Origin of the sequence: Sciscionella marina DSM 45152, from assembly GCF_000379465.1 — a bacterium.
GTDB lineage: Bacteria > Actinomycetota > Actinomycetes > Mycobacteriales > Pseudonocardiaceae > Sciscionella > Sciscionella marina.
Genome location: NZ_KB905465.1, coordinates 165,524 through 190,348, shown reverse-complemented (window position 1 = coordinate 190,348; position 24,825 = coordinate 165,524). Strand labels below are relative to the sequence as shown.

At 66.4% G+C, this 24,825-nt stretch carries 21 protein-coding genes and 3 riboswitches; of the genes, 19 read left to right on the top strand and 2 right to left on the bottom strand.

From position 1 onward, the window contains the following. Positions 1–210: 210 nt before the first annotated feature. The 6 genes from A37U_RS0141380 (at position 211) to A37U_RS0141355 (ending at position 8,263) form a co-directional block, all read left to right on the top strand. Positions 211–1,668, top strand: a complete 1,458-nt coding sequence (locus tag A37U_RS0141380) for an FAD binding domain-containing protein (RefSeq protein ID WP_086010872.1) — start codon at positions 211–213, stop codon at positions 1,666–1,668. Continuing rightward, a complete protein-coding gene (xdhB, locus tag A37U_RS0141375; protein ID WP_020502541.1) occupies positions 1,665–4,052 on the top strand; it encodes a xanthine dehydrogenase molybdopterin binding subunit in 2,388 nt (795 codons plus the stop codon). Before A37U_RS0141380 ends, xdhB begins: the two co-directional genes overlap by 4 nt. Next, the gene (gene xdhC, locus A37U_RS0141370; RefSeq protein ID WP_020502540.1) at positions 4,045–4,902 is read left to right on the top strand and encodes a xanthine dehydrogenase accessory protein XdhC; all 858 of its coding nucleotides are present in this window, start codon (positions 4,045–4,047) and stop codon (positions 4,900–4,902) included. Before xdhB ends, xdhC begins: the two co-directional genes overlap by 8 nt. A 465-nt stretch (positions 4,903–5,367) precedes the next feature. Next, positions 5,368–6,810: an arsenic transporter gene (locus tag A37U_RS0141365; protein WP_026198180.1), complete on the top strand. Its 1,443-nt coding sequence runs from the start codon at positions 5,368–5,370 to the stop codon at positions 6,808–6,810. Between the two features lie 239 nt (positions 6,811–7,049). Next, on the top strand, positions 7,050–7,268 hold the full coding sequence (locus tag A37U_RS0141360) for a dodecin (RefSeq protein WP_026198179.1): 219 nt from the start codon (positions 7,050–7,052) through the stop codon (positions 7,266–7,268). A 77-nt stretch (positions 7,269–7,345) separates the two neighbouring features. Further along, positions 7,346–8,263 carry an NAD(P)-dependent oxidoreductase gene (locus A37U_RS0141355; RefSeq protein WP_020502536.1) on the top strand — a complete coding sequence of 306 codons (918 nt, stop codon included), beginning with the start codon at positions 7,346–7,348 and terminating at the stop codon, positions 8,261–8,263. A gap of 203 nt (positions 8,264–8,466) precedes the next feature. Here A37U_RS0141355 and A37U_RS49015 read toward each other — a convergent pair whose 3' ends face one another. Next, on the bottom strand, positions 8,467–9,207 hold the full coding sequence (locus A37U_RS49015; protein ID WP_020502535.1) for a phosphatase PAP2 family protein: 741 nt from the start codon (positions 9,205–9,207) through the stop codon (positions 8,467–8,469). 256 nt (positions 9,208–9,463) lie between these two features. Next, a riboswitch (Fluoride riboswitch) is annotated at positions 9,464–9,542 on the top strand. 221 nt (positions 9,543–9,763) lie between these two features. Here A37U_RS49015 and A37U_RS55285 point away from each other — a divergent pair. Both A37U_RS55285 and A37U_RS0141335 read left to right on the top strand, forming a co-directional pair. Next, a complete protein-coding gene (locus A37U_RS55285; protein WP_083934282.1) occupies positions 9,764–10,036 on the top strand; it encodes a DUF2180 family protein in 273 nt (90 codons plus the stop codon). Between the two features lie 280 nt (positions 10,037–10,316). Beyond that, a riboswitch (Fluoride riboswitch) is annotated at positions 10,317–10,381 on the top strand. 278 nt (positions 10,382–10,659) lie between these two features. Continuing rightward, on the top strand, positions 10,660–11,298 hold the full coding sequence (locus A37U_RS0141335) for an acetate uptake transporter (protein ID WP_020502532.1): 639 nt from the start codon (positions 10,660–10,662) through the stop codon (positions 11,296–11,298). Between the two features lie 143 nt (positions 11,299–11,441). Here A37U_RS0141335 and A37U_RS47920 read toward each other — a convergent pair whose 3' ends face one another. After that, a complete protein-coding gene (locus tag A37U_RS47920) occupies positions 11,442–11,762 on the bottom strand; it encodes a hypothetical protein (RefSeq protein ID WP_020502531.1) in 321 nt (106 codons plus the stop codon). Between the two features lie 257 nt (positions 11,763–12,019). On the opposite strand from A37U_RS47920, the gene A37U_RS0141325 reads away from it, so the two are divergent. From A37U_RS0141325 to A37U_RS47915, 11 genes are all read left to right on the top strand, one after another. Next, on the top strand, positions 12,020–13,600 hold the full coding sequence (locus A37U_RS0141325) for a MutS-related protein (RefSeq protein WP_157183367.1): 1,581 nt from the start codon (positions 12,020–12,022) through the stop codon (positions 13,598–13,600). 320 nt (positions 13,601–13,920) lie between these two features. Then, a complete protein-coding gene (locus A37U_RS0141320; protein ID WP_157183366.1) occupies positions 13,921–15,105 on the top strand; it encodes a MutS-related protein in 1,185 nt (394 codons plus the stop codon). 126 nt (positions 15,106–15,231) lie between these two features. Next, positions 15,232–15,630 (top strand): fluoride efflux transporter CrcB, encoded by a 399-nt coding sequence (gene crcB / locus A37U_RS0141315; protein WP_026198177.1) that lies wholly within the window; start codon positions 15,232–15,234, stop codon positions 15,628–15,630. Then, positions 15,627–15,992, top strand: coding sequence for a fluoride efflux transporter CrcB (gene crcB / locus A37U_RS0141310; RefSeq protein ID WP_020502527.1), 366 nt, complete (start codon positions 15,627–15,629; stop codon positions 15,990–15,992). The genes crcB (A37U_RS0141315) and crcB (A37U_RS0141310) overlap by 4 nt, the downstream gene beginning before the upstream one ends. After that, positions 15,989–17,071, top strand: a complete 1,083-nt coding sequence (locus tag A37U_RS0141305) for a DUF190 domain-containing protein (protein ID WP_020502526.1) — start codon at positions 15,989–15,991, stop codon at positions 17,069–17,071. Before crcB (A37U_RS0141310) ends, A37U_RS0141305 begins: the two co-directional genes overlap by 4 nt. Before the next feature lie 118 nt (positions 17,072–17,189). After that, positions 17,190–17,255, top strand: a riboswitch (Fluoride riboswitch). Positions 17,256–17,416: 161 nt separating this feature from the next. Further along, positions 17,417–18,370 carry a respiratory chain complex I subunit 1 family protein gene (locus A37U_RS0141300; protein WP_020502525.1) on the top strand — a complete coding sequence of 318 codons (954 nt, stop codon included), beginning with the start codon at positions 17,417–17,419 and terminating at the stop codon, positions 18,368–18,370. Further along, positions 18,371–19,045: a hypothetical protein gene (locus tag A37U_RS0141295; protein ID WP_020502524.1), complete on the top strand. Its 675-nt coding sequence runs from the start codon at positions 18,371–18,373 to the stop codon at positions 19,043–19,045. Positions 19,046–19,048: 3 nt separating this feature from the next. Next, entirely contained in the window at positions 19,049–20,509 is a 1,461-nt protein-coding gene (locus A37U_RS0141290; protein WP_020502523.1) for a proton-conducting transporter transmembrane domain-containing protein, read from the top strand. After that, complete coding sequence (locus A37U_RS0141285; protein WP_020502522.1) at positions 20,506–21,990, top strand: NADH-quinone oxidoreductase subunit D; 1,485 nt, start codon at positions 20,506–20,508, stop codon at positions 21,988–21,990. Before A37U_RS0141290 ends, A37U_RS0141285 begins: the two co-directional genes overlap by 4 nt. Continuing rightward, positions 21,991–22,770 carry an NADH-quinone oxidoreductase subunit B family protein gene (locus A37U_RS0141280; RefSeq protein WP_020502521.1) on the top strand — a complete coding sequence of 260 codons (780 nt, stop codon included), beginning with the start codon at positions 21,991–21,993 and terminating at the stop codon, positions 22,768–22,770. Continuing rightward, positions 22,767–24,812 (top strand): proton-conducting transporter transmembrane domain-containing protein, encoded by a 2,046-nt coding sequence (locus A37U_RS47915; RefSeq protein WP_020502520.1) that lies wholly within the window; start codon positions 22,767–22,769, stop codon positions 24,810–24,812. The genes A37U_RS0141280 and A37U_RS47915 overlap by 4 nt, the downstream gene beginning before the upstream one ends. The last annotated feature ends 13 nt before the right edge of the window (positions 24,813–24,825 follow it).

The following is a 24,825-nucleotide window of genomic DNA, read 5'->3' as shown; positions in this document are numbered from 1 at the left end:
GAAGACCGCGACCGATGCTTCGACGGCTGATGTGCACCGCCGATTTTGCGATACGGAGAAGAAATTCCGGGCGGTGCTTGGCTCGACGGGGCGATGGCTTGTACAGTGGTTTCCGCTGGTGGAGCGTTCGCATGGAAAAACACGCACCGGCAGGTATTCCGCTAACCATGCCCGCGCCGAGTGATTCGCGCGGAGCACAGTCGGCGCGGCATGCGCGCACAGGAGCCGGCTTTGGGTACTGGCGAGATAACAGTCAATACGCGGAACCTTCCGATTGCCGGGATCGCGTCCCACACCACGTTGCTCGATTTCCTCCGTGGACGTGGTCTGACCGGAGGAAAAGAGGGCTGCGCCGAGGGAGAGTGCGGAGCCTGTTCGGTGCTGGTCGCCCGTCCTGGCGTGACCAGCGCGACCGAGTGGGTGGCGATCAACGCCTGCCTCGCACCGGCCGCGGCGCTTGCCGGGCAGGAGGTGGTGACCAGCGAGGGCCTGGGTACCCCGGAGGTACTGCATCCGGTACAGCGCGAGATGGCCGTGCGGGGTGGTTCGCAGTGCGGATACTGCACTCCCGGTTTCATCTGCAGTATGGCGGCCGAGTACTACCGCCCGGATCGCGAGGCCGATGGTGCGGATCACGGCGAGGTTCACGGACCGAACGGCTTCGATCTGCACGCGTTGAGCGGAAACCTGTGTCGGTGCACCGGTTACCGGCCGATCCGGGATGCCGCGTACGCGCTCGGTACGCCGCAGGGTGGTGACCGGCTCGCGGACCGCCGCGAGGAGCCGCCCGATGCGCCGGAGGCGACCGAATTCAGCGACGGGGAACGGACCTTCGTCCGGCCCGCGACGCTCTCGGCCGCACTGGAGTTGCTTCACCGGAACCCCCGGACGACAGTCATATCCGGTTGTACCGACTGGGGTGTCGAGGTGAACATTCGTGGTTCCCGTGCCGACTGTGCGCTCGCCATCGACCGGCTGCCCGAGCTGCGCGGCCTGGTGGTCACCGAGGAATATCTGGAACTGGGCGCGGCGCTCACCCTCACCGAGATCGAGCGGGGGCTCGACGGCCGGGTGCCGTTGCTGGCCGAATTGTTCCCACAGTTCGCCTCCCGATTGATTCGCAACAGCGCGACGCTCGGCGGGAACCTGGGGACCGGATCACCGATCGGCGACAGCCCGCCCGCCCTGCTCGCCCTCGATGCCCGCGTGGTGCTCAGCGGTATCGGCGGGGAGCGCGAAGTGCCGCTTGCCGACTATTTCACCGGTTACCGGCAGAGCGTGCGCCGAACCGGCGAGCTGATCAAGGCGGTGCGGATTCCACTGCCCCTCGCGGGTCTGACGGCTTTCCAGAAGATCGCGAAGCGGCGTTTCGACGATATCTCCAGCGTCGCGATCGGCTTCGCGCTGGATATCGACGAGGGCACGGTCCGCAGGGCACGTATCGGTCTCGGCGGGATCGCGGCGACCCCGATTCGCGCGTACCACACCGAAAGCGCGCTCGAGGGGCAGCCGTGGACCCGGAGCACGGTGCTGGCCGCGGCCGGTCTGCTGCGCGCCGAGGGCACACCGATGGACGATCACCGTGCGAGTTCCCGCTATCGCGCCGCGATGCTCGGCCAGAGCCTGCTGAAACTGTACGCGCGCAGCATCGAGGAGGTCGTGGCGTGAGCAACCTGTCACAGCGGCCCGAAAACCCCGTCGTGGGTGTCGCGCTGCCCCACGAGAGCGCCGGCCTGCACGTCACCGGGGCGGCCCTGTACACCGACGATCTGGTGCACCGCACCAAGGATGTCCTGCACGCCCATCCGGTGCAGGTACCGCACGCGCATGCCAGGATCACCGCGCTGCGCACCGAGCCCGCGATGGCCGTGCCGGGCGTGGTCACCGTGCTCACCGCCGAGGATGTGCCCGGGCTCAACGATGCGGGCGTCTCCCACGACGAGCCGCTGTTCCCGAGCGAGGTGATGTTCCACGGGCACGCGGTCTGCTGGGTGCTCGGCGAGACCTGGGAGGCCGCGCGGCTCGGGGCACAGGTGGTCGAGTTCGACGCGGAGCCGCTTCCGGCCGTGGCCACGGTGGCCGAGGCGATCGAGACGGACAGCTTCCAGGGTGCCCAGCCGGTGCTGAGCCGAGGTGACATCGAGGAAGGGTTCGCCAAGGCCGCGCACGTGTTCAGCGGAGAGTTCGAGTTCTCCGGGCAGGAACACTTCTACCTGGAGACGCAGGCGGCGCTGGCCTTCGTCGACGAGAACGAGCAGGTGTTCGTGCACAGCAGCACGCAGCATCCCTCGGAGACGCAGGAGATCGTGGCGCATGTGCTGGGGCGCCCGAGCCACGCGGTCACCGCCCAGTGCCTGCGCATGGGCGGCGGTTTCGGCGGTAAGGAGATGCAGCCGCACGGTCTGGCCGCCGTGGCTGCACTCGGTGCCACCGTCACCGGCCGTCCGGTCCGGCTGCGGTTGAACCGCACCCAGGACATGCTGATGACCGGAAAGCGGCACGGTTTCCACGCACGCTGGCGGGTGGGGTTCGATCTCGAGGGGCACGTGCTCGCCCTCGAAGCGACTGTGACCGCCGACGGTGGCTGGAGCATGGATCTCTCCGCGCCGGTACTGGCTCGCGCGCTCTGCCACATCGACAACGCCTACTGGATCCCGCACGTCCGGGTGCACGGGCGGATCGCGAAGACCAACAAACAGTCGAACACGGCGTTTCGCGGATTCGGTGGTCCGCAGGGGATGCTGGTGTTCGAGGACATCCTCGGGCGCTGCGCTCCACTGCTCGGCCTCGATCCGATCGAACTGCGGCGGCGCAACTTCTACCAGGCGGGGCAGAGCACCCCGTACGGGCAGCCGGTCCGGCATCCGGAGCGGATCGCCGGAGTCTGGGAACAGGTGATCGACAACGGCGATGTGCTTGCCAGGCAACAGGAAATCGCGGCATTCAACGCCGGTCACGAACACACCAAGCGGGCGCTCGCGGTCACCCCGGTGAAGTTCGGTATCTCGTTCAACCTGACCGCTTTCAACCAGGCCGGTGCGCTGGTGCACGTCTACAAGGACGGGTCGGTGTTGATCAACCACGGCGGCACCGAGATGGGCCAGGGGCTGCACACCAAGATGTTGCAGGTAGCGGCCACCACACTGGGGATCCCGCTGGACCGGGTGCGGTTGGCCCCGACCCGGACCGACAAGGTGCCCAACACCTCGGCCACCGCGGCCAGCAGTGGGGCCGACCTCAACGGCGGCGCCATCAAGAACGCCTGCGAGCAGATCCGGGAGCGGCTGCACGTGGTCGCCGCGACCCGGCTCGGCTGCGGCCCTGGCGAGGTGCGGATCGCCGAGGGGTCGGTCAGCACGCTCGACGGCACGGCAAGCCTGGACTGGGACGAGCTGGTCATGGCCGCCTATCTGCAGCGCGTGCAGTTGTTCGCGGCCGGGTACTACCGCACCGAGGGACTGCACTGGGACGCGACAACCTTCCGCGGGTCGCCGTTCAAGTACTTCGCCTACGGAGCCGCCGCCACCGAGGTCGAGGTCGACGGCTTCACCGGGGCGTACCGCACCCTGCGCGTGGACATCGTGCACGACGTGGGGGACAGTCTCTCCCCGCTGGTCGACCTCGGTCAGATCGAAGGTGGGTTCGTGCAGGGCGCGGGCTGGCTGACGTTGGAGGATCTGCGCTGGGACACCGGCGATGGGCAGGGCAGAGGCCGGCTGCTCACCCAGGCAGCCAGTACCTACAAGTTGCCCAGCTTCTCCGAGATGCCGGAGGAATTCAACGTCACCCTGCTGCCGCACGCCGAGGAGGAAGGCGTGGTCTACGGCTCGAAAGCGGTCGGCGAACCCCCGCTGATGCTGGCATTCTCGGTGCGCGAGGCATTGCGCCAAGCCGTGGCCGCGTTCGGCTCGCCGAGCATCGGCGTCGAACTTGCCTCCCCGGCCACCCCCGAGGCGGTGTACTGGGCGATCGAACGGGCACGGGCGGCCGGCACGCCGCCCGCCGCGGTGATCCAACCGCCACCACGCGAGGGGAGGTTGAGCCGTGCCTGACCTGTTCTGGCTGGACGCCGTCGCACAACTGCGGGATCGTCGTGAGCCCGGTGTGCTGATCACCCTGACGACGGTGCGCGGCCATGCACCGCAGCACGCCGGTACGAAGATGGTGGTCAGCGCCGAGGACAGCTGGGGGACGATCGGCGGCGGCAATATGGAGGCCGTGGCCATCGATGCGGCGCGGGACATGCTGGGCCGCACCGCCACCGTGCCCGAACTCCTCGAGTCCGCGCTGTCCGAGAAAGCGCCCTACCAGCACGGTGTGCAGTGCTGTGGTGGCACGGTCACCCTGCTGCTCGAACCGCTCGCCGTGCTTCCCGCGGTGGCGATCTTCGGGGCCGGACACGTGGGCCTGGAACTCGCGCGGATTCTGGCGCGCCATGACATCGATCTGCACCTGATCGACACCCGCGCGGAATCCCTGAGCGAGGAACGGCTCGCGGTACTGTGCGACGCCCTGGCCAGCGTGCACGTGCATCACGTCCCCGTGCTTCCCGAGATGATCCTCGGGGAGCTGCCGAGAGGCACCCATGTGTTGATCATGACGCACGATCACGCCGAGGACGCCGCGCTGTGCGACGCCGTGCTGCGCACCGGCGAGTTCGGCTCGATCGGGCTGATCGGTTCCTCGGCCAAATGGGCACGATTCCGGAAGCGACTGCGGAACGAGGGCGGACATGACGAGGAGACGATCAACCGGATCAAGACTCCGATCGGACTGAACGGGGTACCCGGAAAGGAACCGGCGGCCATCGCGGTCAGCGTCGCGGCAGACCTGTTGCGCGCCTTCGCCGAGGAGCGCTCCGCGGCCGGGAAAGGGCACACGTCCGAAGCGGGCACCCGCTAGTGCCGGCCCGCCGTCCGGGTAACGGTGTCCGCACACCTCGCAACACCTGAGTCATCCCGGCCGGTGTGCGATCCGCGGCTTCCGGAACTCCCGTGATCGCGATGTGTTCGCCGGGCTCCAGGGCGACGGGCGATGGAGAGGAAATCGGCGAAGATCCGCCTCGGCGGTGGGCAGGACCCGTTCGCCGCGCAACCGTGTCGAGACCGAAGTCGTCACCGCCGTGCTCGGCTGCGACCGGTCACGTGACGAGTCGCCACCCCGCACCTCGATGGCCGGTCGGCCGGATCCGGTTCGCCTGGCGCGTGGTCGTGGCGCCGCGGTCCGAGTGTGGTGAACACCGCTCGACCGGCGCACCACCCCGGACTGTGCCCGTATCCTGCTGGTGACGCTGTCGGAGGCGCCCCGGTGCGGGAGGCCGCCGCCTCCGATCCGACCGACCACGGAAGAGACGAGGACGCCAGGACAGTGGCAGCGATTCTGATCTTCTTCGCCACGCTCAGCCTGGTGATCTGGCGGCCCAAGGGGCTGGGGATCGGCTGGAGCGCGCTGGGCGGCGCGGTCGTGGCACTGGCGACCACGGTGGTGCACCTCTCCGATGTGCCCACCGTGGTGGGTCTCGTCTGGAACGCGACACTGGCCTTCGTCGCCGTGGTCGTCATCTCGCTGATCCTCGACGAGTGCGGCTTCTTCGAGTGGGCCGCGTTGCACGTGGCTCGCTGGGGACGCGGACACGGGCGGGTCCTGTTCGTGTTGGTCGTGCTACTCGGGGCCGCGATCGCGGCGGTGTTCGCCAACGACGGGGCGGCGCTGATCCTGACCCCGATCGTCATGCAGCTCATGCTCGCCCTGCGCTTTCCCCCGGCGGCCGCGCTCGGATTCGTCATGGCCACCGGGTTCATCGCCGACACCGGCAGTCTGCCGCTGGTCGTGTCCAACCTGGTCAACATCGTCTCCGCGGATTTCTTCCACATCGAGTTCGACCGTTTCGCCGCGGTCATGGTCCCGGTCGGAATGGTCTCGGTGGCCGCAAGCCTTGGTGTGCTGCTGTTGTACTTTCGCCGCCGCATCCCGGCCCGCTACGACGTGACCGCACTGCGGCGGCCCGCGGAGGCCATCAGCGACCGCCTGACCTTCCGCGCCGGATGGATCGTCCTCGCGCTGTTGCTGGCCGGATACTTCAGCGCAGATCCACTCGGCGTGCCCCTCTCGGCCGTGGCCGGAGCCGGTGCGCTCATCCTCATCGCCGTCGCCGCCCGCAAACCCGCCTTCGCCTTTCCCGAGACGATCCGCAGGCCGCTTCCGGTAGCCGTGGGCGCGGGCAGCCCGGAGACCACGGCACCGCGCTCGGTCAGCGACCCGCACACCACCGGTGCGGACGAGCCCACCGCCGACCCGGCCGACGGCCTTCCCACCCGGCCGGGCCACATCCCGGTCGGCAAGGTCATCCGGGAGGCTCCCTGGCAGATCGTGCTGTTCTCCATCGGCATGTATCTGGTCGTCTACGGTCTGCGCAACCAGGGCCTGACCGGTGAGCTGGCCACATTGTTCGGGTTCTTCGCCGGTCACGGGGTGCTGGTCGCCGCCCTCGGCACCGGTGTCGTCGTGGCGGGGCTCGCGTCGATCATGAACAACCTGCCCACGGTACTGATCGCCGCGCTGGCGATCGGTGCCGCCGGGACAACCGGGCTCACCCACGAAGCGATGGTCTATGCCAACGTCATTGGTTCCGACCTCGGCCCGAAGATCACCCCCATCGGCAGCCTGGCCACCCTGCTGTGGCTGCACGTGCTCGACCGCAACGGCATGCACATCGGCTGGGGCCGCTATTTCCGCACCGGCATCCTGCTCACCGTTCCCGTCCTGCTGATCACCCTGCTCGCGCTCGCCGGGTGGCTCACCGTCATCTAGCCCCACGAAGGCCGGTGGCGTGTCCAGTCCGCTGCGCCGGACCGGCGCAGGTTCTGCGGGGTTTCGGCGAGTATCGCGTGGCACCGCTCAGGGGAGCCCGGTTCGAGCCCGGTGGAATCTTTTCAGTCCTCAGTGGACAGCGGGTTGGTGCGAGAGTACGTGATCGCTGCCCGGGTTTATCACGCTCGCCTTGCGGGTAATCGGTTGATCAGCAGAGAGCGGCGCGGGAAGGAGTTCGTATGGCTGACAATGTATATCGTGTGACCGAACTGGTCGGTAGTTCGCAGTCGAGCTTGGACGAGGCGATCCGGGGTGCGGTGCGCAGGGCGAGTTCGACGCTGCGGGAGGTGAGCTGGTTCGAGGTGTCCGAGATTCGCGGGCATGTCGAGGATGGTGATCTCGCGCATTTCCAGGTGACGGTGAAGGTGGGTTTCACGCTCGAGGACACCAAGGAGTAGCTTCCGGGCGGAGACACCGGGCAGAGGGCACCGGGTAGGGCAGCCACCGCGCGGCATCGTCGGGCACGGGGCGGACAATGCCGGACCGGAGCTTTCCGGAAACCGATCAGGAAGGCGAGCGGCTGATGCGGCTGGCGATCATGGGACTCGGCAACATGGGACGCGCCCTGGCGGAGCGGCTGCTCGGCCAGGGCCACGAGCTGCTGGTGTGGAACCGCACCCGCAGCCGAACTGCGGAACTGGCCGAACGCGGTGCCGTCGTGCTGGATTCGCCCGACGGGCTCGGCGCGGGCGTCGAGGCCGTGCTCGTCTGTCTGGCCGATGACGCCAGCGTGGCGGATGTCGTGCTCCCTGACGGGAACGGGCGAACCGCGTGGACGGATGCCGTGGTGGTCAACACCGCCACGGTCTCCGCGGAGACCACCGCCCGGCTGGCCGCATCGTATGGCGACCGGTTCGTCGCCGCCCCGATCGTCGGCGCTCCGCAGGCCGTGCGCACCGGTGCGGCGAGATTCATCACCGGTGGCCCCGCATCGGCGTGCCAGGCGCTGGCCCCCGTCTGGACGTGCCTCACCGAGCGGATCGAGGCCGGGGCAGATCCGGTTCGCGCTGTGGTCATGAAGCTCCTGAACAACCAGATGTTGCTCGCGGGCTTGGCGGTGGTGGCCGAAACCGTCCGTATCGGTCGCGCGGCCGGTATCGATGACACGGTTCTGTCGAGTATGTTGCGGGATTCGGCACAGATGCCCCCAGGGTTGCAAAACCGTCGCGACGGCCTGTTCGATCCCGAGCACTCGGGCTGGTTCACCAGCCCACTGGCCGCCAAAGACCTCTCCCTCGCATTGGAACTGGCTACCGGTACCGGGACGATGCCGCTCACCGAAGCAGCCCGAGCCGCATACCAGCGGGTGGCGGAGGACGGTTGGGGCGAGGTGGATGTCACCGCGCTCACCGAATACGGGAGGCAGCCGCCCGGGCCGTCCACCCGCCGGTGAAAAGGCCGTGTCCGCCCGATAGCCCTGAACACTCCAGGGGCTGACAACCGCCGGTTCGGCAGGCACCAGGACAGCCCGGAGCGGGACGGATCATCCGAGCCGGTGAGCGTGAACGCCGTGACCGGCACCGGTCCGTACGGTTCGCTACTCGGCGCGCGGTCATGCAGCGTCCGTTGCCTTTGGCGAGGAATGCCGGGGCGAAATCAGGGGTGTCGGGCTTCGCCCCGTGTCCGAGGCTTCTCGCGCGTGCCCTCGAGCCGGATCAGCCGGGCGCGAATCCAGGGGTGCGCGGCGATTCCGGTCACGACGAACCCTGCGGCGAGGGCGGTGAGGATGCTGCCGAGTACGTCGAGGGGATAGTGATCGGCCAGATATATCCGGCTCAGGGCCACTCCGAGGATGTAGAGCACTCCCAGACAGCTCAGCACGAGCCGCAACGGGCGGGGACGAGCCACGGTTACCAACAGGGCCACGACAATCGCGGCGGCGACCGTCGTATGACCGCTTGGGTACGAGGCACCGGAGTCCGCCGGGATGGCCCACAACGCCCGCGGCGGACGGTGTTCGGCGATGGCGGACTTGGCCACCGCGGCCAGGGCCAGAGCACCGCCGAGTATGCACAGCGCCCGTGCCGCATCGATCCGCTTGCCGAACAGCAGCAGTAAGAGCGGTATCAGGACCATCGCACCGATACCGACGATCTCGGGGGTGGCGATCGCGGTCAGCGCCGAGGCGGCCGTTGTCAGTGCGGGCTCGCGCCCGTGTTCGGCGATGTTCTGGTCCACCTGCAGCGACCACCTGCCGACCGCATCGATCTTCATGATCACCCCCAGCACGAACACCAGCACGACGAGCAGTGCGCCGAGAATCAGGTGCCGTCCCCAATGTCGCGAGGCCACCGCCGGTACCGGAACCGTCGGAGGGTCGAAACGCCGGTCGATCATTGATACTTCCTTCCCGAACAACGCACGGCGACAGCGATCGCCGACAGCGAATGGCGCGTCCCAGGCCGCCTGCGGCACTGGGGCGGATGGGCCGGCCGAACCTTCGGGGCACATCAGGAGCAGTCGACCATTCCCGCCGGTAGATCACGGTCAAGATACGTCACCTTGCCCGCGTCTTGGCGTGAACTGGCCCTGCCATCGTCATCCCTGGTGACGGCGCCGGTTACCGGTTGACGCCACATCGGGGGTGCGATGTACTGATCATGGCGATGGGCCCCGCCAGGTCACCAGCGACCGAACCGCCCCGGGATCGGGCTGATGGTTCCTGCGTCGGTAGACGCCGCGCAGGAAAGGAGCTCTCAGGCCAGGTACGCGCCAGCATGGCTCGCGTCGCGTTCCCCGAAAGCATGTGACACGAACAGGGCATCGCCGATCCGGCCGAACCCCATCACGCCGATCAGCAGTCGGTGTGTGGAACCGGGTTCATCCGCCGAGGTCGCGGGGGATAGGTGCGCCCAGTGGCAGGCACACACCCGATGATCATCCTCGACAAGGAATGGACATATTCGACATGGAATGTTTCGACTGCGCCAGTCAGGACCGAACCCGGCCTGCTGTCGGTATCTGCACCACCTGCGGTGTGGCGGTGTGCCGTTCGTGCGCCCGCATCGGCGTGGATACCCTCACCCACGCCAGCGGGTTCACCACCGCAGCGGAAGCATTCACGACCGTCCGGAAACTCGTCTGCCAGACCTGTGCCACCGCCCTCGATGCTCACCACGCGGACACCTACCGGTTCTCGCCACCGGTTGTGCCTTCGCAAGCCTGAGGCCACAGCCGTTTCCGGTGTTCGGCGAATCCGAGTTCGACGGGATGCGCGCTGGATCGGCAGGACGCCAACGGGTCGGCCGTTTTCAGCCGTCGATCGCGCGGGGGTTGCCGCGCGCCGCACCTCACCGGCCAAATCGGACAGTGCCGCGATCCGGAGTGGTGACGCCCTCGGTGCCGCGCCGTGGTGCACTCGATACCTCTGGTCCGCTCGTCCGGCTTCACGCATGGGAGTGATCATCACCGAGCGGACTTGCACGACACCCTCGGTGCGGTCACACTGATCTACAGGTGATGAGGCCCACCTTCAACCGGGTATCCCTGCTCTGATGGCTTCTACTGTGCGCTCGTAGGAAGGAATACGTGGCGTGAGTAGGAGCTTCATGCACGAAAACGGTGCTCTCCAACGAGACGATCACGGCCTCGTCCGCCTGCGTCCCCGGGTGTGCCGGAGGCCTCCGGACGGATCCGGCGATGTCGATTGGCCGGTCTGGTTGTTCGCGGCCGGAAGAGCGAATCGCTGCGCAGGTCCCTCGCTGTTTCCCGAAGTGCGGTCGTCCGAAGTGGACGAAGCCGACGGGTGTGCCCGGCAGGTAAGCGGGCCGGGCCGGGCGGAGGCCGATCATGGGGGAGCATGAACAACGACCGGCCGATCACCGCCCGGCTCCCTCGCGGCTGGCGGATCCGGGAGCTTGGGCGGTCACCGCGTTCGCGACCACGTCATTTGTCCTGGGAATGTACAACGCCGGGCTGATGGACAAAGCAGGTGTGGCCCTGGCAGTGCCTTTTGCTTTCTTCTTCGGCGGATTCATACAGATTGTCGTGGCGGTGCTGGAGATATTCCGGGGAAACCTGTTCGGGGCCTGTGTATTTGGCACCTATGGCCCGTTCTGGGTCATCTATGCGGCGTTGAACAGCCTTTTCGCCAGCGATATACCGAAAACCAGCGTGGATTCGGCCCTGGGACTGTTCCTCGCGGTGTTCGCGGTCGTGAGTTTCTACCTTTTTCTCGCCGCACTGCGAACCGATATCGTGCTGGCCGTGATCCTGGCATTGATCGTCATCGGTCTGGCCCTGCTGGCCTGGGCCGAGTCGTCCGCGCAACAGTGGGCGGCTGTCGCCGGAGGCTGGGTCACCTTGGCGTTTGCCGTTCTCGCCTGGTATCACGCCGCCAGTGATATCACCGCCGCCACATTCGGAAAACGTTTCCTTCCTGTCTGGCCGGTAGGGTCGAGCCCGAAGGAACCGGTTGCTCCGGGCTGATCGGCGGACTGTCCAGGAAACAGCCCGGCGCGATCGCATGAACACCCAGGTATCGTGCTGGAGTGCCGGGAGCTTTCCGGATGACACGCCAAGGCGCCGAGATCGGTCCGAGCACCGGTCGGCCGGGAAACGGCTGTCCGCGGTCAGTCCTCGATGGTCGGCGGGCGTACGCCGTGCAGCCGGGCGAGCTCGGTCATCAGGACCTCCTCGGCACTGCGGTAGTACAGCGAATCGACCCAGAGTCGATACGGGGAATGCGCGTCCGGGAGACGCAGCGGTGGGTGCCGACGTGCCGCGTAAGCACCGATGTCGGCCTCGAAGAGAGCGAACAGGACAGGGGCGAGTTCGCCTTCGGGAAGGTCGGCCAGCTCGGCCCAATGGCTCGCGGGGACGCCGTTACCGAAGCCGGTGTCCGGTAACCAGAACATGGCTCCGCGGTAGCGGTCGTCGGAGCGATCGTTCACTGTCCATCCCTGTCGTTTCCCGCGGTCCGCGGCAGGGCGCCGTGGGTAACGGACCAGCGGTGACGTTGCCTCGTGCACTGAGGATACTCCGCTTCCGGGGCTCCCCGGCCCGACGAGATATTGCTGTGGTCCGGCCGGTTTCTGGGGTGGCGGTCCCGCCGTTGGTGGCGGATAATGAATGTCACGGGCGATGGGGCTCGCCACAAGCTGCGGTGCGTGCCGCTGACGGTCCCTGACACGAGGTGGAAGGAGTGCCGGTGCGCGCCAACCCGCTGCAGCCTGCTGCCGAGGACAGTTCGACCGGTTGCGCTTTCAGTATCCTGTATCCGGATGCCGGTGCTGTGCCTCCGTTGCCGGACGAGGACCCGGCGTATTTCGCGGACCTGAATCTCGACCAGGTCGTCGAGGAGCTGACCGCCGGCTACGCCGAGCATCGGCTGGCCCCCTTCTTCCGCCATCCCGAACAGGACCCCGCCGTGGTCGGCTATCGGCAGGCGGTGCTGCACGAACTGGATACGGTGCCCGAACCCTCCGATCAGGTATGGAACTTCGTCGCCGCCATGCGCTCGGTTCGCGGATGTCTCGGGCGGGCACGGGATATGCACTGTCGCTACCAGCAACAGGCGTGTTTTCTCCGTGCGGCACAACGGTATTGCCAGGGTGTCCGGCAATTCGGTGCTGCGGTGGAGTCGATGCGAGTCACCTCGAGCGGTCTTCGTTCGCTGGTGGACTTCCTGACGAGATACCGTGCCTCGAAAGCCTTCGTATCGCTGGAACAACGCGCGGGTGAGGTGGATCAGGCGCTCGCGGCCATACGCTACTGCGTGCATATCAAGGGCAGCCGGGTTCGGGTCAGCGGATACGGAGATGAACCCGACTACGGTGCCGAGATCCGCCGGACATTCCAGAAATTCGCGCAGGAAAAAGCAGCTGAGCGCCGTACGCGGCGCAGCGACGGCCTCGAGCTGAACCATGTCGAGATGGCGGTACTCGAACTGGTCGCGAAGCTGTACCCAGAGCCGTTCGCACTGTTGGAAAGGTTCAACAGCGAATTCGCCGATTTCGTCGACGAAACGATATCCTCATTCGACCGTGAGGTGCATTTCTACCTGGCCTACCTGGAGTTCATCGATCCCCTTCGGCAAGCCGGGCTGCGATTCTGCTTCCCGGTCGTGAGCACGTCCGGCAAGGAGGTCGAAGCCGGGCAGACCTTCGACATCGCCCTGGCGCACAAGCTGACCCAAGCGAACAAGACCGTCGTCTGCAACGATCTCCGGCTTCACGATCGGGAGCGGATACTGGTTATCACCGGACCGAATCAGGGCGGTAAGACGACCATGGCGCGGACCTTCGCCCAGGTGCACTACCTGGCCGCGCTCGGCCTGCTCGTTCCGGGAAGCGAAGCGCGGGTGTACCTGTTCGACCAGCTGTTCACCCACTTCGAGCACGGCGAGAATCTCGGCGATCTGCGCGGCAAACTTCAGGACGACCTGCTGCGGATGCGTTCGATACTGGACACGGCAACCGACCGGTCGATCGTGATCCTCAACGAGCTGTTCACCTCCACGAGCATGGCCGACGCTTCCGAAATGGGAACCGAAATCCTTCTGCGGATGATCGAACTGGGCTGCCTGTGCGTCTGCGTCACATTCATCGACGAGCTGTCGAGACTGGGGAAGGCCACGGTGAGCATGGTCAGCGTCGTGGATCCGGAAGATCCGGCCATCCGAACCTACCAGCTCGTCCGCCGGCCGGCGGACGGACATTCGTATGCCGAAGCGATCGCCGAGAAGTACGGACTCACCTATGATCGGATCAAGGAACGGGTCCTGCGATGAAGTCGTGTCTGCTGAATCACCAGGGCGCGTCACCGGCTCGGCGGCGTGACGGCGAACTCGATCAAGAGCTCGTGGACGACCTCGGACTCGATGACCTCTTCGACGCCATGGCGTCCGGTGACGAATTCATCCGCGGTGTCGTTCGGCAATTACTGCCGGATTCGCTGAGAACCGTCGATCAAATCCGCTATCGTCAGGCAGTACTGCGGGATTGTCTGCAAAACCAGTCTACCGTTCGCGAACTCTACCACGGCGCCGTGGACTGCCTGAATCGGGAAAAACAGGTATGGCGCGGGTTGTTCACGAAACACATAGAATCGATGCGGTCACGCTCGGTGGAAGTGCTCGGAATCTTCCTCGAGGGCCTGACGAACCTGCGCTCACTGGCCGAGCGGGCACGACACGATTTCGAGTCGGACGGATTCGGTGAGCTGTTCGATCTGTTCACGCAGGAGTTGAGCGATGAATACCTCGATACGATGCGAAAGCATCTGCGCCGGATGGAATTACGCTCCGGCGTACAACTCAGCGCGGCCCTTGGGGACGAGAATCAGGGCCGCGCGTATCGACTGCACATGCCGGAGAAGCAGAAGCCGGGCTGGTGGGAACGAGTCACCGGTGGGTCGGCCACCGGTTACACGTTCAAGATAGACGAGCGCGACGAATCGGGTGCTCGTGCCTTGAGCGAGCTCCGGGCGCGCGGTATCGAAAACGCGGTGCATGCCCTGGCCGAGTCGGCCGATCATGTCCACGATTTCCTGGTCGCGTTGCGCACCGACCTGGCTTTCTACCTCGGATGCCTGAATCTGCACACCGCACTGACAGACGCGGGGGCACCGCTTTCGTTCCCCGTTCCGCGGCAACGAGCGGAACTGGCGTTCGCCGCGCGAGACCTGCGGGATGTCGTACTACTGCTGCGGTCCGGGTCCGGGGTCGTCGGCAATGACGTGGAATCGAGCGGCAGGCCGCTGGTGATCGTGACCGGCGCCAACCAGGGAGGGAAATCCACCTTCCTGCGTAGCTGCGGAATCGCGCAGCTGATGGCCCAGGCCGGCCTGTTCGTCACCGCCGAGAGTCTTTCGTCGAGTGTGTGCGACCGGATCTTCACGCACTACCGGCGAGAGGAGGACGATGAGATGGAAAGCGGGAAGTTCGACGAGGAATTGCGAAGACTGCGGAACATCACCGAGTCCGCTACCGCGGCAAGCATGGTGCTGTTCAACGAATCCTTTGCCGCCACGAACGAAAGCGAAGGCTCCGAGATCGCACTCGAGGTGCTCGAAGCGCTGTGTGCTGCCGGGGTTCGGGTGTTCTGCGTGACGCACATGTACGCGCTGTCCGCTGCTCTTGCCCGGCGGGGGACGGGAGCCGTGACCTTTCTTCGGGCAGACCGAGACGCGGACGGAAACCGCTCTTTCCGGCTGGTGGCCGGTGCGCCCAGGCCCACGAGTCATGGTCAGGATCTGTATCGCATGATATTCGATTCCGCGGGACGGTCGCCATGATCGCGTGTGGGCCCCGAGTTCCGTAGAGTATCCGGAAAAGCCGCGATGGAAGGATGACAGGGATTCGTTGTGGACCCGACCGTCAACCGGGCCGCCGGTCGGCGCCCTCGCCGGGGCACGGGACGCATGCAGCCCCGTGACCGCCGGGAACTGGGGGCGATCTTCGCCGGTGGCGCGCTGGGCACCCTCGTCCGAGCGGTGCTCAGTGAATTGTTCGTCCAGGATCCGACCAGCTGGCCGTGGGTGACGTTCGGTGTCAACCTCGTCGGCGCCGCGCTGCTCGGGTATTTCACGACACGGCTTCAGGAACGTCTGCCGATGACCAGCTATCGCCGCCCGATGCTCGGAACCGGGCTGTGCGGCGGTTTGACGACGTTCTCCACGATGCAGGTCGAATTGCTCAAAATGCTCGAACATCACGTCTACGGGCTGGCGCTCGGATACGCGGCGGCGAGCGTGTGCGGCGGATTTCTCGCCGTGTACGCGGCCACGGCGCTCGTGCGACGGGTGCGGATCCGGTCATGACGGTGCTCGTGTGGATAGCGGTGGCGCTCATCGGCGGTGCGGGCTCGGTATTGCGTTTTCTCGTCGACGGGGCGGTATCCGCGCGGTTCGGCGGCAGGTTTCCCCTGGGAACCTTTGTGGTGAACTGCACCGGTGCCGTGCTGTTGGGACTGGTGGGTGGCCTGGCGTTCAACGGTGATGCGGCGCTGCTCGCGGGCACGGCCGCGGTCGGGTCCTATACGACTTTCTCCACGTGGATGTTGGAGACCCATCGCGTGGGTGAGGAGCGGCGGGTCGCTGCCGCGGTGTCGAACGTGTTGCTGAGTCTTGTTTTCGGCGTGGGCGCGGCGGCACTGGGGCAATGGATCGGGGTGAGGTTGTGAACGCGGATTGTGTAAAACTGACCAGCTATTTCGGTGAGCGTACGCGCACCGGAGAACGGCTGTTCGCGGATGCGCTGATGGATGTGTACGGTCGTCGGGAGGTCGCCACGAGTATCCTGTTGCGCGGGATCGCCGGTTTCGGGCTCAAGCATCATCTGCGTACCGACGAGCTGCTCACCCTCTCCGAGGATCTGCCGGTCTCCGCGATAGCCGTGGACGACCGTGAACACATCGAGGCTCTGGTCCCCGAGGTGCTGGATCTGAACCGGGGCGGTTTGCTCACGCTCGAACGCGCGCGCCTGCTGCAGGGAGAGATCGGTCAGGTGGCGTTGCCCGAGCAGTTGCATGAAGCGACGAAGTTGACGATCTATGTCGGCCGCCAGGATCGTGTCTATCGGGAGTCCGCTTACCACGCGATCTGTGATCTGTTGTACCGGCGCGGGATCGATGGTGCGACGGTCCTGCTCGGCGTGGACGGTACGAGGCATGGAGAGCGCGAGCGTGCGCGGTTTTTCAGCCGTAACACCGATGTGCCGGTGATGATCATGGCGGTGGGCAGTGGCGAGCGCATCGCCCGGGTGTTGCCGGAGCTGGGTGGGTTCCTGCGGCATCCGCTGATGACCTTGGAGCGGGTCCGGGTGTGCAAACGTGACGGTGTCGTGGTCGAGCGGCCACGCCAGCTCCCGGAGTTCGATGAGCAGGGGCTGCGGTTGTGGCAGAAGCTGATGGTGTTCACCTCCGAGGCCGCCTTGCATGACCACCAACCGATCCATCGGGCCCTGGTGCAGCGGCTGCGCCGATCTTCGACCGCGCGTGGTGCCACGGTGTTGCGTGGTCTGTGGGGTTTCCACGGTGACCATCGACCGCACGGCGACCGGGTGTTCCAGTTGGCCAGGCATGTTCCCGTGGTGACGATCGTGATCGATCGCCCGGACAACATCGCCGCGTCCTTCGACATCATCGACGAGCTCACCGGCGAACAGGGATTGGTCACCACCGAATCGGTGCCTGCCCTGACCGCCTTCGACGGTAACGGTGACCACCGTGGCGGTACGGTCCTCGGCGACCCGCCCTTCTAGGGTGCGTCCGATCGCCTCGGTGACCTCTTCGAACGAGGACGAGATCATCCCCGGCCGTGGTGTCGCCTTGCGCGAACAGCGGGTCATGGTCGACACTGAGGGGGAATCGAACGCCGGTTCGCCGGACGGCGATGGGGCTCGCCGCAACCGCGGGAATTCTCCCGCTGATGGCCTCTACCACACTGGTGGGTGCGCGCACTCACCAGCTTGACGGTAGAGGAGGCGTGCATGGGAGTACTCCCGAATTCCCAGGGATACTCGCGCCGTTTGACGCGGGTGTGCGCGACCGCCGCGCGGGGTCTTCGCCCCAGGGCTCGACACCGTGGCGGTAGGTGAAAAGGCGCCATGGTCCCCGAGCCGCTGATCCAGGCCCTGCAGATGCTGACCGTGCTGTGCGCGGCGCCCGGGATCAGTGGTGTGATCGCCCGTGTCGAGGCGCGCCTGCAGGGTCGGCGCGGGCCCCGGATACTGCAGCCCTACTACGACCTGCGGAAGCTGTTCGCCAAGGAAACCCTGGTCCCACACGGCACGAGCTGGGTGTTTCTCGCCGCTCCGGTCGGTGCCATGGCTTGCTATCTGACCGTGCCGATGCTGATTCCGGTGCTGACCAGTTTCGATCTGCCACTCGGTGACATGGGGGACATTCTCGGCGGTGGCATGATCCTGGGGCTGGCGAGCTTTCTGGTGGCGGTGGCGGCGACCGAGACCGGCGCGCCGTATGCGCAGCTCGGCGCGAGCCGGGTGAAGACCTTCGGCGCCATCACCGAACCGGTGATGCTGTTCGTGTTCTTCACGGTGGCGCTGGTGACCGGAACGGACAAGCCGTACGCTCTGGCCGCCACGGTACGTGCCTCGTCCGAACAGATCGTGCGCCCGGCACACCTGCTCGCCGCGGCCGGACTGTTGCTGGTCATTCTCTACGAGACCGGCCGTATACCGGTCGAAACGCATTCCGGGACCAACGAATTCGGTATGCTCGAAGAAGTCCGTGTGTTCGAACACTCGGGGCCGTTCCTCGCCCTGCTGCGGTGGGGTTCGACGATGAAGCAGTTGATTCTCTACATTCTGTTCATCAACGTCTTCGTGGCTCCGTGGGGACTGGCCGGTGACCGGTCGCTGCTGGCCGTGGCACTCGCCATTCTCGCGCTGCTCGGGAAATCATGTGTGCTCGGTGGCGTCGTGGCGGTGATCGACAATACGTTCGCCAAACTTCGGCTGTTCAAGATCACCGAATTCGTGGCGGCCGCGTTCCTGCTTGCCGTGCTGGCGGTGTGCACCTTGTATTTCGGAGGCGGATGAATGGCACCGACGGTTACTCCGCCCGGGACCTACGCGGGTGTCGCGAATGTTCTCGCCGTGCTCGTGCTGCTCAGCGAGTTCGCGATGTTGCGCGCCGCGCTGCTGCGGGCACAGATGCGGTTGTACGCGGCCCAGTCTCTGCTCGTCTCCGTACTTGCCGCGGTCGTGGCCTGGGGGCGGGACGTACCCGAGTTGTACGTGCTCGCGGCTCTCTCGCTGGCGCTGAAGGTCGTCGTCGTCCCCTGGGTCGTGATGCGGCAGCTGCGCCAGACACGGACCGAGATCGCCGGCAGTGGTGTGCTCGGCGTGGCCAGCGAGGTTCTCGTCGCCGTGGTGGTCGCGGTCCTGGCCTTTTTCGCGACCAGCCGGTTCCATATCGCCAGTCCTGCGTTGCCGACCACCGCGCTGGGATTGGCGGTGGCGGTGATCGCGGTGTCGTTCGTGTTGATGATCGTGCGCCGTGACGTGGTTTCCCAAGCGGTGGGCTTCTTCTCCCTGGAGAACGGGGTCTCCCTGGCCAGCTTGGTGGTCGCGGCCGGGCTGCCATTGATCCTGGAGGTGGCGTTCCTGTTCGATCTGCTGGTAGCGGTGGTGGTCTTCGGTGTGCTGATGCGGGTGCACCACCGACGTGCCCGGTCACTGTCCACTGAGCATCTGACGAAACTACGGGGCTGATCGATGAACGTGGTACTCGTACTGCTGACGACCGTGCCCCTGCTGGGTGCGGCGGTCGCGCTGCTGGGACACCAGCGGGCAACCGAGACCGTGACGGCGTTGCTCGGAGCGGGCTCGTTCGGACTGGCGATCGTGTTGATGCCGCACGTGTCGCACGGTGCGCTGCAATTCGGTTTCCTCCGCGCCGACGCTGTTTCGGTGGTGTTCCTGCTCGGCACGACTTTTCTGTACGCGGCCGCCTCGATCTACGCGATCGGTTACCTGCGCAGCGATCCGGAGAACACCGACCCATCGGGCTATAGCCGTCGCTTTTATCTGGGACTGAACCTGTTCGCGTGGTCGATGATGTGCGCGCCCCTCGTCGACGGACTCGCCCTGCTGTGGGTGGCGGTGGAGATCACCACCGTGGTCTCCGCCTTGCTGGTGGCCGCGGATCGGACGGATTCGGCCGCGGAGGCCTCGTGGAAATACGTGCTGCTGGCCTCGGCCGGGCTCGGGCTCGGACTGCTGGCGACGATCGTGATGTACTACGCGGGGAGCACCACGCTGGGGCAGTCCTTCGACCTTGCTTTCGGTCCCCTGCTGAAAGCGGGCCATGCCTTGCCGCACACGGCCGTGCAATTGGCATTCGTGTTGTCGATCGTCGGATTCGGCACCAAGGTGGGTCTGTTCCCGGTACACACCTGGCTGCCGGACGCCCACTCGGAGGCGCCGACGCCGGTGTCCGCGCTGCTCTCCGGTTCCCTGCTCGCGGTCAGTTTCTACGCGATCCTGCGCTACTACCAGGTCGCCGTCGGCACGCTCGGGCCGCGGTTCTCCGGCACGGTCATGCTGGTCTTCGGTGTGCTCTCGCTGCTGCTGGCCGCGCTTTATCTGATCGAGCAACGTAATGTCAAACGCCTGCTGGCCTATTCGAGCGTCGAGCACATGGGGATACTGGCCATCGGGGTGAGTTTCGGCGCCCCCATCGCGATGGCCGGTGTTCTGCTGCACGTCATCGCGCACGCCGCGGCGAAGGGCAACGCCTTTTTCGGTGCGGGGGTTCTGGTGCGCAAGTACGGAACCAAGGACATCGCCGCCATCAGGTCGGGACTGGACGTGCTTCCGTGGACCGCGCCGCTTTTCCTGTTCGGCATCCTGGCGTTGTCCGCGTTTCCCCCATTCGGCATCTTCCGCAGCGAGTTCCAGATCGTGGCCGGGGGGCTCGGTTCCGGCACGCACCTTCCCGCCGTGGTCTTGGTCGGACTGGTCACCCTGGCGTTCTTCGGTCTTTCGATCGCGACCACTCGCATGGTGTACACGCCCGGCGGTGGGCAGGCTCTGCTGCGCGGCGAACCGAGCGGATGGATGGTGGCGCCGATGGTGGCCGGGATCCTCGTGCTGCTGCTGCTCGGCATCCACCCGCCGGAGGCACTGGCCGCGCTGTTGCACCAGGGCGCACTCGAACTCGGAGGCGCGTCATGAACGGGGTCGACGGTGCGGCGGCATTGCTCGAGGCGATGACCGAGCGGCTGGCCTCCGGTGACCGGTTCGCCGGGCTGTTCGGCAGCGGAGCGCCGACCAAAGGAGTCACCATCACCGGGATGCTGGCCACTTCCGAGGATGTCGAATTGCTCGACGCCGAACTGGCGCCCGGTGCGGTGCGCTACCCGACGATGAGCCGCGAGATCAAACCAGCGTTCTGGTACGAGCGCGCCCTGCACGACCTGTTCGGTGTCGTCGCGGAGAACCATCCGCGCCTCGATCCGCTGATCCTGCCGCATGACGAGCAGTACGACCCGCTGCCCTGTCCTGGCGCGTCGAGCTCGCCGGACCGGGTGGTCCCGGATGAACGCGCCATCCCGCAGCGAGTGCTCGGTACCGGCGTCTTCACCATCCCGCACGGACCGGTCCGTTCCGGGGTGTTCGAGTCGGTGGAGTATGTGATCGAGACCCCGGGTGAGGACATCCCACACCTGAACGTTCGGCCCTATGCGAAGCACCGGGGTGTGCAGAACCGATTCCAGGACTTGTCGGTACACCACGGAATGCTGCTCGCCGAACGCGTCGAGGGCGTCGCTTCGGTAGCCCATGCGCTGGCCTACGCCCATGCGGTGGAACGGCTCGCGGGCGTGACCGTGCCCCCGGCGGCCGCGCTGGTCCGGGTCGTTCATGCGGAGCTGGAACGGATCGCCAACCACCTGGACGTGGCGATGAAACTCGCGGACGCCGCCGGCCTTGCGGTGGCGGTCGCCCGGTTCGGCCTGCACAAGGAGCGCTGTCTGCGACTGATCGGCGCAATGTGCGGCAGCCGGTTCGGCCGTGGCGTCGTGCTGCCCGGTGGTGTGACGGCTGTACCCCGGATGCCCCCGGCACATCTGCGTGCGCGGCTGGATGCGCTGGCCGAGGGCATCCGGGGGGACGCGGACGCGCTGATGGACACTCCGTCGTTCCTGGACCGCTTACGCGGTACGGGATCGCTGTCGCATGAACAGGCGCGGGTGCACGGTGCGCTCGGCCCGGTCGGGCGGGCGTCGGGAGTCTATGACGATGCGCGCTGGGTGCGGCCCTACGATGCCTACCCACGGCTGGAGCCGGTGGTCGGGGACCGGCGGGGCGGAGACGATGCGATGGCTCGGCTCCAGGTGCGCTGGGAGGAGGTCAACGACTCGGTCGCGCTGATCCGACAGGCGACGGAATTGCTGGAACTGGCTGGTGGCGACAGTCTGCGCGTGCCGCTGCGGGTGCCTGCCGGGCGGGCGGTCGGCTGGGCCGAAGCACCGCAGGGCGAGGTGCTCTATGTGGTCGCGGTCAACGATGACGGGCGCATCGAACGGTGTGCACCGCGCTCGGCGTCCTTTCACAATCTGGCCGTTTTCGCATCGACCTTTCGCGGGGATGTCCTGACGGACTTCCCGTTCATCGAAGCGAGCTTCGGGCTCTCGATCGCCGGGGCGGTGTTGTAGATGCCATGGGTCTTCCGCGGTCTGCGCGAGGGAATCGTCACGACACGGTACCCGCGGCGGCCGGACCACTATGCGAACTCTTTCCCTGCCAGGGTGGTGCCGAGGGAGGATCCGCCTTCGGAGGACGGGGATCTCGGCCGCCTGTGCCCGACCGGGGCGATCAGTACCGGGCCGGTACGAGTGGATGCCGGACGATGTGTCCTCTGTGGACTGTGTGTTCGCGAACGGCCGGATGTGTTCGAATGGCGGCCGGGCAGTGAAACGGCGACCCTCCGGCGTTCCGGATTGTCCGTTCCACCGCTGGAGGAAGACGATGACCAGCTCGATCGTGTGCGCACGGCACTCGCCGAGCGTACCCGGGCCTTTCGCCGGTCCATCCATGTCCGCCATGTCGACGCGGGATCGGACGGAACCGAGGAATGGGAGATCCTCGCGCTGTTGAATCCCGTCTACGACGTGCACCGGCTCGGAATCTTCTTCACCCCCAGCCCCAGGCACGCCGACGTGTTGCTGCTGACCGGGGCGGGCGCGCACGGTATGGCGGAGCCGGTGCGCCGTAGTCTGGAAGCGACGCCACGCCCGGCGGTCGTGATCGCCGCCGGGGTCGATGCGATCAGCGGTGGACTCCTCGCTCCCTCGTACGCGGTATCGGCCGGGGTCGGCGAACTGGCGGATGTGGATATCTGGGTCCCCGGCGCGCCACCCTCGCCGTTCAGCCTGTTGTTCGCGCTACTGCTGGCAATGGGACGCCTGCCGGAGGAATCGGGGCGAGCACGATGAACGCCGTCTTCATCGCCGGATACGCCTGCTGTGGGCTCGCGCTCGTGGTCGACGTCGTGTTCGGTGTCTCGCGCCCGAGCCTGCGGCCGGCACCGTACCTGCTGGCCGCGGTGGCGAGCGTCCTGTTCACCCTTGCCGGTGCCGAGGCCATGGCCGGGCACGGCGTCACCCTGCATCTTGATGCTTTCTTCGGGTTCGGCGACAGTCGACTGGTCGTGGGGCGGCTTTCCGGGCTGTTCCTGGTATTGGTGTTCGGTGTCGCGACTCTGGTGAGCGTGGTGACCGTGCACTGGGCACGCCGTCCGGGTCAGGTAAGAGCCCGCGGGCTCGCGAGCGCGCAGAGTATCGCCCTGGCGGCGATCGCGACGATTCTGTCCGCCGACAACGTGTTCTGCTTCCTGTTCGCCTGGGAGGCGTTGACGTTGTCCTTCTACCTGATCGTCGCGCACGACCGCGGGCGCGCGGGGCGCCCGAACGCCGCGAACGTGACCGTCATTCTCGGCAAGATCAGCGGAGCCTTTCTGCTGCTGGGCTTTCTGCTGCTCTCCAGCCGCAGTGGAAGTTTCACGATCAGCAGCTTCACCCACGTCTCCGGCGGTGGTGTCCGGGACGCCGCGTATGCGCTGCTGCTGGCCGGATTCGCGGTCAAGGTCGGAGTGATCCCGTTCCATGTCTGGATGCCACGAGGGTACGCGGCCGCCCCCGGACCGTTGCGTGCACTGCTGGCCGGAGTCGCGGTGAACGTGGGTTTCTATGGCATGTGGCGCACCTTGGAGGTGCTCGGGCGGCCACCGGTGTGGCTCGTCGTGGTACTGCTGCTGCTCGCCTCGTGCACGGCGGTGCTGGGCATCGTCCACACCACGGTGCAGACCAGGCTCACCGAAGTCGTCGCCTACTCCAGTGTCGAGAACGGTGGGCTCATCACCGTCGGTTTCGCGGTGGCGCTGGTCGGTGCCGCCCTGGCGAAACCACAGCTGATCGGCATCGGCCTGGTGGCCGCCACCCTGCAGATGATCGCCCACGCGATCGCGAAGTCGCTGCTGTTCTGCAGTACCGCGACGATCGAAGCCGCCACCGGGACCGTTGAACTGGAACAACTGCGTGGTGTCGGGCACCGCTTGCGCACCAGCGGCGCCGGCCTTGCGGTCGGTGCCGTCACGCTGGCCGGGCTGCCGCTGACCGTGGGCTTCGTCTCCGAATGGTTTCTGCTCGAGGCCCTGATGCAGCAGTTCCGGGTCGGCCACCTGTATTTCGCGCTCCCACTCGCGATCAGCGGTGCGCTCGTGGCCCTCACCGTGGGATTCGCCGCCGTCGCGTTCGTCCGGATCGTCGGCCTCACCGTTCTCGGGCCGCGCGGCTGGCACGAGGTGCACCGGCAACTCGATGCCGGCGGTGTCGCCCGTATCGGACTTCTCGTATTGGCATTCGCTTGCCTCGCCATCGCGGCGGTCACTCCGCTCGAACTCACCGTCGTGACCACCGGGCTGAGCGAGATCGTGCCGCGGCATGTCCTGGAAGGTGTATCGAAGTCGCCGTGGATAGTACAGCCGGTCTACCCGGATTTCTCGATACTCTCCCCGTCCTGGCTGATCATCGCGATTCCCGTGCTGGCGCTGTGCGTCCTGGCTATCGCCATCGCGTTCGGCCGTCACCGGGTATGGCGAATACGATCGGTCCCGGCCTGGCGTTCGGCCACCAGCGGTGTGGCAGGCGAGAACCAATACACTCCTTTCGGATTCGCCAATCCCACCCGCAAAGTTCTCGCCAATGTCCTGCTCACCCGCTCGGAGCTGCACGTCCTCGAGGCCGAGACCGGCGGGCAGCAGACCGACCAGGACCATGACATCGAGACCGCGCACCTGGGTTACACCAGTGACGTGGCCGAGCTTGTCGAGAAATTGCTTTACCGGCCGCTGCTCAAGCCGTTCCTGGGACTGATCCATATCGTGAAACGGCTGCAGAACGGCAGGCTCGACGCCTATGTCAGCTATATGCTCATCGCTTTCGTTGCCGTGCTCGCTGTCGTCGTCGCGCTGAACTAGAGGTGAAACACAG